Here is a 15391-nt window from a genome sequence, read left to right as displayed (position 1 = left end):
CGATTCGTTGACCTTGCCCGCGGGGTCAGCCGCTGGGCCCAGCGCGACAGTTGGCGGTTGAGCTTGGCTCGACGGTCAATGGGTGGGCATGGCTCGGTGGTCGACGGGTGGCGTCGGGCTGATGGTTGACGGGTGGTCTTGGGTCTGTCGTTGTACGGCTGAACTTGGTGCTGCCGTATTTACTTCACGGTGTGAAGCATTGACAACGGGGCTGGGGCGGGAAATAGTTCCGTCCTGAAATCAATCAGAAAGCGGAGTGAATCAACAGTGTCGAACATTCTGCAGCTTCGGGGTGGTGGGGTCGGACTGGTGCTGGACTGCTCCGGTCCGGGGCTTCCGGCCGTACTGCACTGGGGTGCGGATCTTGGCGAACTGAGCGCGGACGCACTGCTGGAGCTGCGCCGCGGTGCCGGCGTGGTGCAGGACGGGAACGGGCTGGACGACAACCGCCCGATCGCGATCGTGCCCGAGTACTCCGCGGGGTGGTTCGGCCTGCCGGGGCTGAACGGTCACCGCGACGGCCAGGACTTCTCGGCGAGCTTCGAGCTCACCGGCGTCACGCAGACCGGCGACGGGGTGCGGGGCGGTAGTGGGGTGCGGGTTGAGGGTGTGGATGGGGTGGCTGGGCTGGGGTTGGGGCTGGTGGTTGAGGTCACTGGGGCGGGGCTTGTGAAGATGAAGGCGGAGCTGACCAACACGGGCTCGACTACGTACACGTTGGATGGGCTGTACCTCGCGTTGCCGGTGCCGACTGAGGCGACCGAGTTGCTTGATCTGACTGGTCGGCATATCGGTGAGCGGCATCCGCAGCGGCATGCGTTCACTCAGGGCGCGCATGTTCGCGACAATCGCCGCGGCCGGACCGGTGCCGACGCGACGTTGCTCTTGCTGGCCGGCACCGAGGGGTTCGGCTTCCGGAGCGGTGAGATCTGGGGCGTACACACGGCCTGGAGCGGCAACCACCGGTCGTACGCCGAGCGCGGGATGAGTGGGTACGGGGTGATCGGCGGCGGCGAACTGTTGCTGCCGGGAGAAGTTCGTATTGCCCCGGGCGGCACGTACGCGACTCCGTGGATCTACGGCTCGTACGGGATCGGCCTTGACCAGGTTTCGCGGCGGTTCCACGAGTACCTGCGGTCCCGGCCGAACCATCCGCGTACCGAGCGTCCGGTCGTACTGAACACCTGGGAGGCCGTGTACTTCGACCTCGACCTGGACAAGCTGAAGGCGCTCGCGGACGCGGCCGCCGAGGTCGGCGCGGAGCGGTTCGTGCTGGACGACGGCTGGTTCCGCGGCCGGCGGGACGATCACGCGGGGCTCGGTGACTGGTACGTCGACGAAGGGATCTGGCCGAAGGGTCTGCATCCGCTGGTCGATCACGTGAAGAGTCGCGGGCTGCAGTTCGGCCTGTGGGTCGAGCCGGAGATGGTGAACCCGGACTCAGATCTGGCCCGCGCGCACCCGGACTGGATTCTTGCCACCGGCAACCGGATGCCGCCGACCGCGCGGCATCAGCAGGGCCTGAATCTTGGTATACCAGAAGCCTACGAGTACATCCTCGAGCGGCTCGACAGCCTGCTGACCGAGTACGACATCGCGTACCTGAAGTGGGATCACAACCGTGATTTCGTTGACGGCGGCAACCAGCACACGGGCCAGGCCGGCGTCCACGCGCAAACACGAGCGGTATACCAACTGATCGACGAGTTGAAGCGCCGGCATCCGGGCCTGGAGATCGAGTCGTGCTCGTCCGGTGGCGCGAGAGTCGACCTCGGCATTCTGGAGCGCACGGACCGGGTCTGGGGCAGTGACAGCAACGACGCGCTCGAACGGCAGACCATCCAGCGGTATACCCAGTTGCTGCTCCCGCCGGAGTTGATCGGCTGCCACGTCGGCCCGCCGCGGGCGCACACCACCGGGCGTACGCAGACGTTGTCCTTCCGTGCGATCACCGCGCTGTTCGGTCACTTCGGCATCGAATGGGACATCGCCTCGGCGACGCCTGAGGAACGGGCCGAACTCAAGGGCTGGGTCGCCCTGCACAAGGAGCTGCGCCCGCTGCTGCACACCGGCCAGGTCGTCCGCGCGGACCGCGGCCCCGACGACGTACTCGTACACGGCGTCGTGGCGCAAGACGGCTCCCGGGCCGTGTTCGGTGTCGTCCAGGTACGGCAGTCGGTGACGTCGGCGGTCGGCCGGGTACGGCTGCCGGGGCTCGACCCGCAGCAGACGTACAGCATCAAGATGGTCACGACACCCGGCCCGGCCGCACGGTCCGCCGCCTGGTCGGCCGACGGTGGAAGCGTTGAGCTGACCGGTGCCGCCCTCGCCTCGGTCGGCGTCCTGGTCCCCGCGCAATGGCCCGAGAACGCGATCTTGCTGGACGTAACAGCGATCGGGTAAGCCCGCCCGATCGCCGGAAAGTGCCGGACAGTGCCGGACAGAGACAGTGCCGGACAGAGAAGGAGATCCCCGTGACCACCACCAACGCACCACCCGACACCGACCGAAGTCACGGGAAACAGGCCGCACCGCCGGGGAAGCGGCGCAGCCTGGGAGACCTGAAGGTCGCCATCATCTTCCTCGCCCCGGCCACCCTCGGGTTCGTCGTCTTCTACATCTGGCCGACCCTGCGCGGCGCGTACCTGAGCTTCACCGAGTACAGCCTGCTCTCGGCCCCGAAGTTCAACGGCCTGGCCAACTACGAGCGGATGCTCCAGGACAGCTTCTTCTGGAACGCGCTCGCCGTCACGGTCGAGTACGTGGTGATCAACATCGGCGTCCAGACCGTACTCGCGGTCGGGATCGCGATGGTGATGTACCGGCTGACCAAGTCGATCACCGTCCGCGCGGTGATCCTGGCGCCGTACCTGGTCGCGAACGTCGTGGTCGCGCTGGTCTGGTACTGGATGCTCGACTTCCAGGTCGGCATCGTGAACCAGGCCCTCGGCTGGATCGGGATCGACCCGGTCGCGTTCTTCGGCGACTCGCACTGGGCGATCCCGACCGTCGCCGGGATCAACGTCTGGCGGCACATGGGGTACACGGCCCTGCTCGTCTTCGCGGGCCTGCAGACCATTCCGTCGTACGTCTACGAAGCCGCCGAGGTGGACGGATCGACCGAATGGAAGACGTTCTGGCGGATCACGCTGCCGCTGCTGCGACCGGTGCTGGTGATGGTCCTGGTGGTCACCATGATCGGGTCGTTCCAGATCTTCGACACGGTCGCCGTGACCACGCAGGGCGGTCCGATCAACGCGACCAGAGTGATCTACTACTACATCTACGAGCGCGCGTTCACCCGGTTCGACTTCGGGTACGCGTCGGCGATGGCGCTCGTACTCTTCGTCATCCTCGCCGTGGTTTCGCTGATCCAGCTGAAGCTGCTGCGGGCGCGGGAGAGTGATCTCGGATGAGGCGCCAGGTGAGTGTCGGGCGTACGGTCGCGTGGGTACTTCTCGCCATCCTGCTGATCGTCACGCTGTTCCCGTTCTACTGGATGTTGCGGACCGCCTTCTCCGACAACACCCAGCTGCCCGGTCATCCGAGTTCGCTACTACCGGTCGAGAGCACGCTCGGCGCGTTCAAACGTGTACTCGGGCTGGCGACGATCGAGGAAGCGCAGGCTCAGGGCGGCTCCGGCGCGGCGGTCAACTTCTGGCTGTACCTGCGCAACTCGTTGATCGTGGCAACCGTCACGACGGTATGCCAGGTGTTCTTCAGCGCGATGGCGGCGTACGCGTTCGCGCGACTGCGCTGGCCCGGCCGGGACAAGGTGTTCGCGCTGTTCCTGGCCGCGCTGATGGTGCCGCCGATCTTCACCACGCTGCCGAACTTCGTCCTGATCAAGAACCTCGGCCTGCTGAACAGTTTCGCCGGCATCATCCTGCCGGGTGCCTTCATGACGCCGTTCGCGATCTTCTTCCTGCGCCAGTTCTTCCTCGGCATCAACCGGGAACTGGAGGAAGCGGCGATGATCGACGGCGCCGGGCACCGGCTGATCTTCTTCCGGCTGGTGATCCCGATGAGCGCCGCGCCGATCGCGACGCTGGGGATCCTCACCTACATCAACTCGTGGAACGACTACTTCTGGCCGTTGCTGGTCGGCCAGCAGGAGAACGTCCGGGTACTGACCGTCGCGCTCGGCGTGTTCCGGTCGCAGACCCCGCAGGGCGGTCCGGACTGGGCCGGGCTGATGGCGGCGACGCTGATCGCGGCGCTGCCGATGATCATCCTGTTCCTCGCGTTCGCGAAACGGATCACCAACTCCATCGGCTTCTCCGGGATCAAATGATGAACCTCTCACGAAGGACCTTGCTGAAGGCAGGACTCGGCGCGCTCGCCGTACCGGCTGTTGCCGCCTGCAACAATGGCGCGGCGGCCCGCGGCGACGGCGAAATCATCTACTGGCTGTGGGATTCGGCGCAGTTGCCGATGTATACCGAATGCGCCAAGGTGTTCCACCAGCAGAACCCGAAGTACTCGGTGAAGATCGAGCAGTACGGCTGGGGTGACTACTGGTCGAAGCTCGTCACCGGGTTCATCTCGAACACCGCGCCGGACGTGTTCACCGGGCACTCGTCGAAGTACCCGCTGTTCGCGGACAAGGGGCAGGTGCTGCCGATCGACGAGTACGTCAAACGCGACAATGTTGACCTGGGCATCTATCAGCAGGGTCTTGCCGATCGCTGGATAGGTGCCGACGGCAACCGGTACGGACTGCCGAAGGATTGGGATACCGAGGTCTACTTCTACAACAGCGCGTTCGCCGAGGCGGCCGGGATCAGTACCGAGCAGCTCAACTCGATGACCTGGAACCCGCGGGACGGCGGCAGTTTCGAGCAGATCATCCGCCGGCTGACGGTGGACTCGAAAGGGCGGCGCGGCGACCAGCCGGGGTTCGATCCGCACAACGTGAAGGTCTTCGGGCTCGGGTACGCCGACGCCGGCGGCGGCGACGGGCAGACCACCTGGAGCTGGTACGCGGCGAGCAACGGGTGGAAGTACTCCGAGGGTGAACCATGGGGTACGAAGTTCTTCTACGCCGACCCGAAGTTCACCGACACGATCGGCTGGTGGCGAGGGCTGATCACGAAAGGCCTGATGCCCACGTACGCGCAGGCGAAGTCCGGGGTGGATGTCACGACGGCGTTCGGCGCCGGGAAGTACGCGATGACGCCGAACGGGTCGTGGATGCTCGGAACGTACGGTCAGTTGAAGCAGGTGAAGACGAAGCTCGCGCGGTTACCGGTCGGGCCGATCGGGAAGCGGATGTCGATGATGAACGGACTCGCGGACACGATCTGGGCCGGGACGACCCGTCGCGACGCGTCGTGGGCGTGGGTGAAGTTCCTTGGTTCGCAGACCGCTCAGGACATCGTCGCCAGGGCCGGAGTGGTGTTCCCGGCGGTGGCGGCGAGTATGCCGCTGGCGCGGGCCGCGTTCGCGAAGAGCGGGTGGGATGTCACGCCGTTCCTCGAGCCGGTCGAGGACGGTGACGTGTTCCCGTACCCGGCGAACCCGAACGCCGCGGACGTCAGCGCGGTGATGACACCGGCGATGGAGTCGGTGATGACCTTCGAGGCGGACCCCAGCTCCCTCGCGAAGGCCAACGCCGACGTCAACAAGATCCTCGCCGCGAACGCCTGACCCCCGTACGCGTCCACCGCCCTGACTCCCACTTTGAGAAGCCACCGCTCGTTTTCGGCGCCGGGATGTGCGCGGTGGCTTTCTCACAGTGGGGTCGGGGTTTGCCCTGGGGGCGCGTACGCCCAGGGGAGTACGGGGGAGTGCGCCGACGGGGGTGGGGTGCGCCGCCGGGGGTAGTGCAGGTGCAGCCGGTGGGGCGACGCGAGACAGGGGTGCTGGACGACAACCTTGGTGCCATCGGAGAAGTACGAGCACCGAGGAGAATCATGACCGAGGAGAGGCCGGGCGGATCGATTCGCATCGGCGACACAGAGCGTGAGGACGCGGTCAAGCGTCTGGGCGAGCACTACCAAGCCGGCCGGCTGAGCGCGGACGAACACTCGGAGCGGGTCGAGCAGGCACTCCGCGCTCGCACCGCCGAAGACCTGAACAACCTGTTCGTCGACCTGCCGGGCGCCCACCAGGCACCTGCTGCCGGCGAAGGCGCCGCTGCCGATGCGGGCGGCGAGGGCTGGGCGGGCCCGTGGGGCTGGCGCAAGCCGCCGTGGACGGCTCCGGAGAACGCGGCCGGCGCAACCGGACCGAGCGGCGGACCGGGTGGGCCTGGTGGGCCGCCGTGGGGTCGGCGGGGGTTCTTTGGGCGGGTGCCGTTGCCGGTGCTGATTGCGCTTGGGGTGCTTGGGGTGCTGGTTTCGGTTGGGTGTGTGGTGGGGGGCGGGCATCCGCCGGTTCTGCCGATTGTGTTGATTGTGGCGGCTGTGTTCGTGGCGCGGAAGCGGCGGATGGAGCGGCGGGCATGAGAAGCGTCTACCGGGTGACCGGGCTGCTGATCGCGGTTGCGGTCGCGTTGCAGATCGCGTCGATCGCCCTGTCCGGCTTCACCATCTCGAAGGACGCCGGTGACGGTGCCACGATCGGCGCCGACTACAGCAACTTCGGCGAGCGGTACCACAGCATCGCGGGCATGGTGATCGGTTTGCTCGCGCTGGTGTTCCTGATCGTGTCGTTCCTGACCGACGTACCACGTGGTCGCGTGCTGGCTGGCATTGTCGTCGGCCTGGTGGTTCTGCAGTTCCTGCTTGCTGTGGTGGCGTTCGGCGTACCCGCGCTGGGAATCCTGCACGGTCTGAACGGACTGGCGATCGCCGCCGTGGCAAGCACCGCCGCGCAGCGCGCCGGCACACCGAAGCAACACGTAACCACCGGCTGACCCCAGTGACAGAACCGAAGCAACCGCCCGAGCCGGAGCAGACCGACCCGGAGCGGGCCGATCCGCAGCCGGCCGAACCAAAGCAGCCGCCCGAGCCGAAGAAGCGTCGTTGGGGTTGGCTGGTTGCGGTGGGGGTGGCCCTGGCGGTGCTTGTGCCGCTGGGGTACCTCTGGGCGACCAGTCTCGTCCCCGGGGAGTACAACCCAGCAGAAATGGGGTACGCCGACTACGGCGGCGGACCGGCCGCACCCGGACACGATCACGACATGGCTGGAATGGCCGGTATGAGTGGTACGAGCGTCGCCGACCTGACCGGCCCGAAGACTGGTATACCAAATGTCAACGTCACCCTGACAGCCAGAAAACAGACGTTCCAACTGGCATCGGGCGAGACGATCGACGGCTACACGGTCAACGGAACCTCACCCGGCCCGACCATCCGGGCGCGGGTCGGCGATCTCATCCAGGTGACGTTCGTGAACGAGTCGGTGAAGGACGGCGCGACGCTGCACTGGCACGGGATCGACGTACCGAACGCCGAAGACGGTGTCGCCGGCGTGACCCAGGATGCGGTACCGGTGGGTGGAAAGCACGTCTACCGCTTCAAGGCGGAGCAGGCGGGCACGTACTGGTACCACTCGCACCAGGTTTCGAGCGACGAGGTGAAGGGCGGCCTCTTCGGACCGATCGTGATCGCCCCAGCCGTACCAGGTGAAGTGGTCGCGGCCATCCACACGTACGACGGAAAGCGCACGATCAACGGGCGTACGGGCGCCTGGCAGGCGGATGTCCCAGCGGGTACGGCCGCGCGCGTACGGGTGATCAACACCGACAATGCGATCCTGCGCGTGGGCCTGCTCGGCACGTCGTACAAGGTGGTCGCGGTTGACGGACGGGATGTCCACGGGCCGACGGCGACAACCGCCGCGTACGCACTGCCTGCCGGTGGTCGCGTCGATCTGGAGGCGGTCGTGCCTGCCGGCGGAATGCGGCTGATCGCTGGTATACCAACGCTGTCGCTCGCGATCGGTCCGGCCGGAACCAACCCGCCGACGGCCAACCTGTCGGCAGAAACGGTAGACCTGCTCACCTACGGAACGCCCGCGCCGATCGGTTTCGACCCCGGCCAGGCGAACCGCGACTTCCAGTACCGGATCGGCCGCCGCCCCGGTTTCCTGGACGGCGTACCAGGGTTGTGGTGGACGATCAACGGTCACAAGTTCCCGGACGTACCGATGTTCATGGTCGCCGAAGGTGACGTGGTCCGGATGACGATCTCCAACACCAGCGGCCAGGCGCACCCGATGCACCTGCACGGTCACCACGCGGTGGTCCTGTCCCGCAACGGCGCCCGCGCGACCGGTTCGCCCTGGTGGACCGACACCCTTGAGGTGGGCAACAAGGAGACCTACGAGATCGCCTTCGTGGCGGACAATCCAGGCCTCTGGATGGACCACTGCCACAACCTCCCGCACGCCTCTCAGGGCCTGATGACCCACCTGATGTACGAGGGCATCACCACCCCGTACCGAGTGGGCGGCGACTCGGGCAACAAGCCGGAGTAGGACGCTCAGGAAGCAGCTTGGAGCGCGGCCAGGTGGGTGCAGGCTGCTTCCAGCGCGGCCGGCTGGGTGGTGTACGAGCCGTACCAGAGCGGGTTGTCCGGCTGCGGGTCCAGCTCGTCGTCGACGTCGGCGTACCACTGGTCCGACGTACGGAAGATGCGCGCGTGTAGATGGTTGTCGTTCACCGAGCCACTCCAAGCTGGGCTGCTACGAAGAAGTGAGAACCGTGTACGTACCCAGGATGTGACGCGGACACGGCCGAAACGTTCAACGACACGCGGGTTTCAGGTGACCAGGACGGTGATGCGCTGGGCGGTGTTGTTCGCGAAGCCGCCGCGGTTCCACTCGGCTTCGATCGGTTGCTCGCGGCCGCTGGTGTCGTACGCGCGGACGGTGAGCACGTGCTCGCCGGGCGTCGCCTCCCAATCGTACGCGAACGCCCGCCACGCGAAGTCATCGTTGCCCTCAGCACCCAAACCGGCACCTGAACCAGCACCGACGGCGGCGTCCAACGTGGCTTCGTGCCAGTTCACGCCGGCGTCGGTACTCACCTCGACGCGCTCGATCGGCGCCCAGCCGGACCAGGCCCGCCCGAACAGCGGAACGGTGCCAGCGGCAACAAAGCGATGCCGGCTCATGAAGTCCGGAAAGCCGGGCGGGACCAGCAACGCCCGCGGCTCGATCCGCGTCACCGCCACCCCCGGCTCGTCAGCCGAGGTACGGAACCGGTACGCGACCGCGTTCTGAAACCCCTCGAACTCATGGTCGATCACCGAGATCGACCGCAACCACTTCACGCTCGCCATCCCGTACCACCCCGGCAGCACCAGCCGCAACGGATACCCGTGTTGTGGTGGCAGCGGCTCGCCGTTCATCTCCCACGCGACGATCGCGCCGGATTCGATTGCCTCCGGCACCGAAAGTCCGCGCTGGTAGTCCTGCTCGACGCCGCGCTCCACCCCGTGGTCCGCTCCGGTGAACACCACGTCGACCGCGTCCTCACTGACCCCGGCCAACCGCAGCAGATCCGCCAGCAACACCCCGGTCCACTCGGCCGTACCGACCGCTTCCGACAACCACGGCTGACTGATCGGCCGCGGTTGCAACGTGGCGCGCCCGTTCCCGGCGCATTCCAGCGTGACGCGGACCGTACGCCGGGCCATCGCTCGCAACTCGGTCAGCCCGAACGACAACGGCTGCTCCACGCACCCGCCGACTTCCAGCAGCCAGTCGGCCGCGTTGGTTGCCGGGATGTCGTAATGGACCAGTACATAGTGCAGGCCCGGCGGCGTCACGTCGTACCGCAAACCTTCCAGCGGCATCCCGTGGTTCCGCGCCGCGAGCTGCAACTCGTCCCCGGTGATCCCCTCACCCGTGTCCGCCAGCCGTCCCCGGACACTGAACTGCTCGATCGTCATCACAGCCTCCCCCGAGACCAACACTAGGCCTACGGACGGGCTACAACCAGCCGTTGTCGAGGGCAATCCGGGCGGCCTCGGCGCGGGTCCGGGCGCCGGTCTTGCCGATCGCGGCGGAAAGATGGTTGCGTACGGTGCCTTCGGACAGATGCAGTTCCTTGGCGATGTCGGCGACGGTACCGCCGACCCGGGCCGCCCGTAGTACATCGGACTCGCGGCCGGTGAGCGGACTCGTACCGGCGACCAAGGTCTCCGCGGCGAGCGACGGATCGACCACCCGGAGACCCTGGTGTACGCGCCGGACCGCGTCCGCGAGCTGCGTCGCGGGCGTGTCCTTCACCACGAACCCGGCCGCCCCGGCCTCCATCGCGCGCCGCAGGTACCCGGGCCGGCCGAACGTCGTCACCATCAGCACCCGCACCCCGGGTACGGCGGTCCGCAGCGCCGCCGCGGCCTCGATCCCGTCCAGCCCGGGCATTTCCACGTCCAGTAGCGCGACGTCCGGCGTCGAGTTCTTCGCGGCGTCGATCACCTCGTCGCCCCGGCCGACCTCGGCCACCACCTCGAGATCGGGCTCGAGATCCAGCAACGCGGCCAGCGCGCCCCGGACGAGGGCCTGGTCGTCGGCGATCAGCAGTCGAATACTCACGGTTCCATCCTCACAGCCCTTGCTTTGACCGCCAGCCGGAACCCGCCGCCGGCATTCTGACCGACCTGGAGGCTGGCGTCCGCGGCGTCGGCGCGTTCGCGCAACCCGATCAGGCCGTGGCCCGACGCGCCCCCTCCGGGCGTCGGACCCAAGCCGTCGTCAAGTACTTCGATCTGCGCCGCCGCGATCCGGATCGTGCAGCGTTTCGCCCCCGAGTGCCGGACGACGTTCGTGACGCCTTCCCGTACCACCCACGCGAACAGTTCGCGGTTCTCCTCAGGCACCTCGTCCACCGTCGTGGGCAGGTCCGCCTTGATCGCGGCCGCCTGCAGCGCCGCCCTGGCGGACACCAGTTCACCCGCCAAACTCAGCTCCCGGTACCCGGCGACCGCGGCCCGTACATCGGCCAGTGCCGCCCGCGCCAGGCTCTCCACGTCCGCGACCTCGGCGGCCGCTCGCCCCGGATTCGCCTCGATCAGCTTCCCGGCCAGCTCCGCCTTGACCGTGATCACGGTCAGCGAGTGACCGAGGATGTCGTGCAGGTCCCGCGCGAACCGGTTCCGCTCCTCCTGTACGGCCAGCTCGGCCATGTCCTGCCGGGCCGCGTTCAGTTCGATGCTGCGCTGGATCGCCCGCCGCATGCCGAACACCGCGAGCGCGCCGAGGAAGATCGCGAACCCGTAGCTGCCGTCGTCGGTCCAGCCCGGGACCACCCGCATCGAGATCTCGGCGCCGGCCAGCAGCGCCAGGACGAAGATGATCGAGGCGGGCATCTCCAGCAACATCATCCCGACCGCCGAGATGTACACCAGCCCGGTCAGCCCGGTCTGCCCGGCGGTGGGGATCATCAGCAGACACAGCACGAGCATCAGCGCCAGGTAGCCGAACCGCTGCCACCGGGGCAAGGTCCCCGCCTGCGCGCTCCGCCGGAGTACGCCGAAGAACGCGAGATAGCTTGCCGCGAACAGGATGATGGTCAGGAAACCGACCACCTGGACGACGCCGCTCCGCTTCTCGGCCACGCTCTGCAGCGGCTGCGACAGGTAGAACAACCAGATCCCCGCCGCCAGCCACGCCCACCGGCCGGGCCCGGCGACCATGCCGACCCGCTCGGCCGTGCCGTCGGGCGCGGTTGGTGTCGTCTTCACGGTCGTCACGGTATGCCCTCGGTCGATGATCGCGCTCGGTTGGTGGGCAAGCAGGGGGTACGGGTCAGGCGCGGGCGGTGTCGGCGCGGAACCGGCGGAGCCCGATCGCGCCGAGGACGACGGTCCAGCCGATCACCACCAGCAGCGCGTGCGTGTCGACGCCGCTCTGGGTCAGCGCGCTCCGCGAGGTCTGACCGGTCCAGTACGCGGGCGTCAGCTCGGCGACGTACTTCATCGCCGTCGGCATCTGGCTGACCGGCAGCCACAGCCCGCCGAACGCGGCGATCAGCATCGTGCTCAGACCGGTGATCGGCTGCACGCTGTCCGGCTTGGCGATGTACCCGATGACCAGGCCGAGCGCGGCGAACGGCAGCGCGCCGAGCCAGGAGACCAGTGCGACCGTCAGCCATTGGCCGGCGCTCAGGTGTACGTGGCCGACGGTCATGCCGATCAGGAACACCACGACGAGCGGCGGTACGGCCAGCAGCAGCGACAGGATCACCTTGTTCACCACGTACGCCTGCGGCTTCAGCGGGGTCAGCCGGAGCGTACGGTTCCAGCCGCCGTCGCGCTCGGCCGCGATCACGCCGCCGCTGCTCATCGCGGCCGACATCGAGCCGAACATCGCCATGCTGACCATCACGTACGCGATCGCCGAGATGTTTCCTTCGCTGGCGTCCTTCGGGATGGTCAGGCCGAAGATCAGGAACAGGACGACCGGCATCAGGATCGAGAAGATCATCACCCGGCGGTTCCGCAGCGTCCGGCGGATGTCGAAGATCAGGTAGTCGCGGTTCATGCCAGGGTCTCCTGTGCGGTGTCTTGGGCGCGGTCCTGGTCCGACAGCGCGAGGACGGCGTCCTCGAGGTCGGCGGACGTCACTTCGATGTCATGGGCCGGAGTGTTCTCCAGCAGGTGCCGCAGGGTGCTGTCCGAGTCCGCGCACTTCAGCAGCACGACCTCACCGCGGGTCTCCACGTTGCGTACGCCCGGCAGCGACGCCAGCGCGGCCAGATCGGCGCCGGGGATGGTGGCCCGGATGGTCCGGCCGGACACGCTCGCCTTGATCTGCGCGGCGGTGCCGTCGGCAACGATCTTGCCGTTGCGCATCAGCACCACCCGGTCGGCGTACGAGTCCGCCTCCTCCAGGTAATGGGTGGCGAACAGGACCGTCCGGCCGCGCGCGGTCTCGGCGTGCATCGAGGCCCAGAAGTCGCGGCGGGACTCGACGTCCATCCCGGTCGTCGGCTCGTCCAGGACGATCAGGTCCGGCTGCGGGATGATCGCCATCGCGAACCGGACCCGCTGCTTCTGACCGCCGGACAGGCCCTTCATGGTCCGCTTGGTCAGGTCCGCGATCCCGGCCCGCTCGAGCGCCTCCTGGACCGGCATCGGGTCCTTGTGCAGCCCCGCGACCAGGTTCAGCAGCTCGCCGACCTTGGCGTCCTCGATGATCCCGCCGCTCTGCAGCATCACGCCGACCTGGCCGGCGGTGATCGCGTCGGTGGGCGTCCCGGCGTACACCTGGACGCTGCCCTGGTCGGGTTTCACCAGCCCGAGCAGCATCTCGATGGTGGTCGATTTACCCGCCCCGTTGGGCCCCAGCAGCGCGACCACCTCGCCGGCCCGGATAGTCAGATCCACCCCGGCGACGGCCTGCACGTCCGCGTACTTCTTGGTCACGCCCCGGAGGGTGACCGCAGTCGTTGTCGTCATACCGAGAAGCTTGTCGCGGCCGGCCGCCGGGCACCTGGATCGACCGTCATCACCCACCCATGACATCCGTCAGCCTGAACTCAGGGTCGGCTCTCAGGGGTTCCCCAGCGGTCCGAGACCGCCGACGCCTGTACGAGCGTGAAGGCACCGGAGACGCCGCCGGTGAGAAGCGCGACCACCGCCAACGGCCCGACGATCCCCGGGGTGAGCGCGAGCACGGCCAGGCTGACGGCGCCGGCAGCCAGGATGATGACGTCTCGCTTCCGGGGCGAGGGCCGTCGTGAGAAGCCAGAACGCGCGGGAGGTTCGTACCTGCCTGGTGTGGTGGTCGTGACGAACTCGACCGGTCTGCGCAACCCGTGGCAGGTTGAGGCAGATCAAGTGGATCGGGCCCGTCGTGGCGAGCAGGAAGGCAGCTAGTACGAGATAGGTGACGCGCCAGCCGAGTTCGGCCGCGAGCAGGCCCGAGAGTGGGGCGAAGACGGTGCTTGCGAGCCCGCCGACGAGGGTGAGCCCGACCGGAATCGCGGCCGCCGCGCTGGCCAGCAAACCACAGCTGAAGCCCGTCATGATCGCGATCACGGTCCAGCCGGTCCGCGCGACCAGCGTCGGTAGGGTCGCCGGGACGGTGTAGTACAACACGCCCCAGCTGATCAGCTCGGTGACGCACAAGCCCCCACAGCGCCCGGCGGAGGCTACGCGCCGAACCTGGCCGCGCACCCTCAGCCGCCTGCATCACGCCGCACCTCTGTCACGGCCGGACCTCTCACGGTCGGACCTGTCTCACGCCGGAGCTCCGTCACGGTCGGAGCGGTCGGCTTGCTGGGTAGCGCAGACCTCGGGCAGGGATCGTTGGAGGAGCATCGTGTCGAGCCAGCGCCCGTGCTTGAAACCGACCGCGTGCAGGCGCCCGGCGTCGGAGAACCCGTGCCGCCGGTGCAGTTTGGCCGACGCGGGGTCGCCGGCGTCGACGATCACCGCGATCAGCTGCCGGCAGCCGGCCGCCGCCGACCGCTCGATCAACCGCTCCAGCAGAGCGGTGCCGATACCGAGCCCGGTCGCGGCTGGGGAGAGATAGATCGAGTTCTCGACCGTGTGCCGGTAGGCGGACTTCGGTCGCCAGGGCGCGGCGTACGCGAAACCGACGACGTCGCCGTCCGCCTCCGCGACCAGGAACGGCAGTCCGCGCGCGGCGAGATCCCAGTACCGCTCGGCCCAGTCGCTGACCGTCGGTGGGGACTCGATGAAGGTCACCACCGTGTTCCGGACGTAGTGGGACATGATCGCGGCGATCGCGCTGAGCTCTCCGGGCGAGCCCACGGCGTCTCTGACGAGTACGACAGCGTCTCCGGCAACTGTGTGCGGCACGGCAACCCGCTTTCGCTATAGTGAAAGCAGATGCTATTATAGCGAAATGCTGGATCTTGTGAAACTGGGTCACCGCATCCAGGAGTCGCGGCTCGCGCGGGGCATGACGCTGACCGACCTCGCGGCGGCGGCCGAGGTGAGCGTGAGCATGCTGTCGTCGGTCGAGCGCGGCCAGAAAGTGCCCACCGTGCTGGTGCTGTCGCGGATCGCCGACGGGCTCGGCGCCGGCCTGGCGGCACTGCTGGCCGAAGTCGAGCAGTCCCGGGTGATCATCCGCCGCGCGGCCGAGCAGGACTCGGTCGACGAGCCCGGCGGCTGGCGCCGGACGATCCTGAGCCCGGTGGTCCCCGGCGTGAACTTCGAGTGGATTCGCACCACGCTGCCGGCCGGGTGTGACGCCGGCGAGTTTCCGGCGTACGCGCCGGGATCGCACGAGTTCGTCGCGATCGAGTCGGGGGAGCTCCGGCTCACCCTGGCCGACCAGATCGTCGACCTTGCCGCCGGCGACTCCGTCTACTTCGCCGCCGACCTGCCGCACGCGTACTCAAACCCCAGCACGAAACCCTGCTCGTACTACGTCGCCGCCCTCATCATGCGCGCCCGCACCCCCCGCACCACCTGACACCTTCGAGGTTCACCTCTCAGTTGGCCCGTTCACCTGCCGCATG

17 protein-coding genes are annotated in these 15391 nt (G+C 67.8%); 9 read left to right on the top strand and 8 right to left on the bottom strand.

Annotation, left to right across the window (positions count from 1 at the left end):
* Positions 1–267 precede the first annotated feature (267 nt).
* From HDA44_RS18180 to HDA44_RS18150, 7 genes are all read left to right on the top strand, one after another.
* Entirely contained in the window at positions 268–2403 is a 2136-nt protein-coding gene (locus HDA44_RS18180) for an alpha-galactosidase (protein WP_184835960.1), read from the top strand.
* Positions 2404–2474: 71 nt separating this feature from the next.
* Positions 2475–3416 (top strand): carbohydrate ABC transporter permease, encoded by a 942-nt coding sequence (locus HDA44_RS18175; protein ID WP_337906097.1) that lies wholly within the window; start codon positions 2475–2477, stop codon positions 3414–3416.
* Complete coding sequence (locus tag HDA44_RS18170) at positions 3413–4294, top strand: carbohydrate ABC transporter permease (RefSeq protein WP_184835958.1); 882 nt, start codon at positions 3413–3415, stop codon at positions 4292–4294. The genes HDA44_RS18175 and HDA44_RS18170 overlap by 4 nt, the downstream gene beginning before the upstream one ends.
* On the top strand, positions 4294–5649 hold the full coding sequence (locus HDA44_RS18165) for an ABC transporter substrate-binding protein (RefSeq protein ID WP_184835956.1): 1356 nt from the start codon (positions 4294–4296) through the stop codon (positions 5647–5649). Before HDA44_RS18170 ends, HDA44_RS18165 begins: the two co-directional genes overlap by 1 nt.
* Before the next feature lie 266 nt (positions 5650–5915).
* The gene (locus HDA44_RS18160; protein ID WP_184835954.1) at positions 5916–6449 is read left to right on the top strand and encodes a DUF1707 SHOCT-like domain-containing protein; all 534 of its coding nucleotides are present in this window, start codon (positions 5916–5918) and stop codon (positions 6447–6449) included.
* Positions 6446–6859: a hypothetical protein gene (locus HDA44_RS18155; RefSeq protein WP_184835952.1), complete on the top strand. Its 414-nt coding sequence runs from the start codon at positions 6446–6448 to the stop codon at positions 6857–6859. Before HDA44_RS18160 ends, HDA44_RS18155 begins: the two co-directional genes overlap by 4 nt.
* Before the next feature lie 5 nt (positions 6860–6864).
* The gene (locus HDA44_RS18150; RefSeq protein ID WP_337906096.1) at positions 6865–8424 is read left to right on the top strand and encodes a multicopper oxidase family protein; all 1560 of its coding nucleotides are present in this window, start codon (positions 6865–6867) and stop codon (positions 8422–8424) included.
* A gap of 5 nt (positions 8425–8429) precedes the next feature.
* Here HDA44_RS18150 and HDA44_RS18145 read toward each other — a convergent pair whose 3' ends face one another.
* The 7 genes from HDA44_RS18145 to HDA44_RS18115 form a co-directional block, all read right to left on the bottom strand.
* On the bottom strand, positions 8430–8609 hold the full coding sequence (locus HDA44_RS18145; protein WP_184835950.1) for a hypothetical protein: 180 nt from the start codon (positions 8607–8609) through the stop codon (positions 8430–8432).
* 99 nt (positions 8610–8708) lie between these two features.
* Positions 8709–9842, bottom strand: a complete 1134-nt coding sequence (locus HDA44_RS18140) for a sulfite oxidase (RefSeq protein WP_184835948.1) — start codon at positions 9840–9842, stop codon at positions 8709–8711.
* A 40-nt stretch (positions 9843–9882) separates the two neighbouring features.
* Complete coding sequence (locus HDA44_RS18135) at positions 9883–10491, bottom strand: response regulator (RefSeq protein WP_184835946.1); 609 nt, start codon at positions 10489–10491, stop codon at positions 9883–9885.
* Complete coding sequence (locus HDA44_RS38575) at positions 10488–11639, bottom strand: histidine kinase (protein WP_184835944.1); 1152 nt, start codon at positions 11637–11639, stop codon at positions 10488–10490. Before HDA44_RS38575 ends, HDA44_RS18135 begins: the two co-directional genes overlap by 4 nt.
* Positions 11640–11703: 64 nt before the next feature.
* The gene (locus tag HDA44_RS18125; RefSeq protein WP_184835942.1) at positions 11704–12438 is read right to left on the bottom strand and encodes an ABC transporter permease; all 735 of its coding nucleotides are present in this window, start codon (positions 12436–12438) and stop codon (positions 11704–11706) included.
* Positions 12435–13355: an ABC transporter ATP-binding protein gene (locus tag HDA44_RS18120; RefSeq protein ID WP_184835940.1), complete on the bottom strand. Its 921-nt coding sequence runs from the start codon at positions 13353–13355 to the stop codon at positions 12435–12437. Before HDA44_RS18120 ends, HDA44_RS18125 begins: the two co-directional genes overlap by 4 nt.
* A gap of 80 nt (positions 13356–13435) precedes the next feature.
* Entirely contained in the window at positions 13436–13711 is a 276-nt protein-coding gene (locus HDA44_RS18115; protein WP_184835938.1) for a hypothetical protein, read from the bottom strand.
* Between the two features lie 74 nt (positions 13712–13785).
* Here HDA44_RS18115 and HDA44_RS18110 point away from each other — a divergent pair, with 74 nt between their 5' ends.
* Positions 13786–13989 (top strand): hypothetical protein, encoded by a 204-nt coding sequence (locus tag HDA44_RS18110; RefSeq protein WP_184835936.1) that lies wholly within the window; start codon positions 13786–13788, stop codon positions 13987–13989.
* Between the two features lie 149 nt (positions 13990–14138).
* Here HDA44_RS18110 and HDA44_RS18105 read toward each other — a convergent pair whose 3' ends face one another.
* The gene (locus HDA44_RS18105; protein ID WP_337906094.1) at positions 14139–14675 is read right to left on the bottom strand and encodes a GNAT family N-acetyltransferase; all 537 of its coding nucleotides are present in this window, start codon (positions 14673–14675) and stop codon (positions 14139–14141) included.
* Positions 14676–14769: 94 nt separating this feature from the next.
* Between HDA44_RS18105 and HDA44_RS18100 the strand changes: the two genes are divergently transcribed.
* Complete coding sequence (locus tag HDA44_RS18100) at positions 14770–15345, top strand: helix-turn-helix domain-containing protein (protein ID WP_184835934.1); 576 nt, start codon at positions 14770–14772, stop codon at positions 15343–15345.
* Positions 15346–15391: the final 46 nt, after the last annotated feature.

This window comes from Kribbella solani (genome assembly GCF_014205295.1).
GTDB classification, from domain to species: Bacteria; Actinomycetota; Actinomycetes; order Propionibacteriales; family Kribbellaceae; genus Kribbella; species Kribbella solani.
Note: the sequence above shows the minus strand (reverse complement) of the source record. Positions and strands in the feature narration are given on the sequence as shown.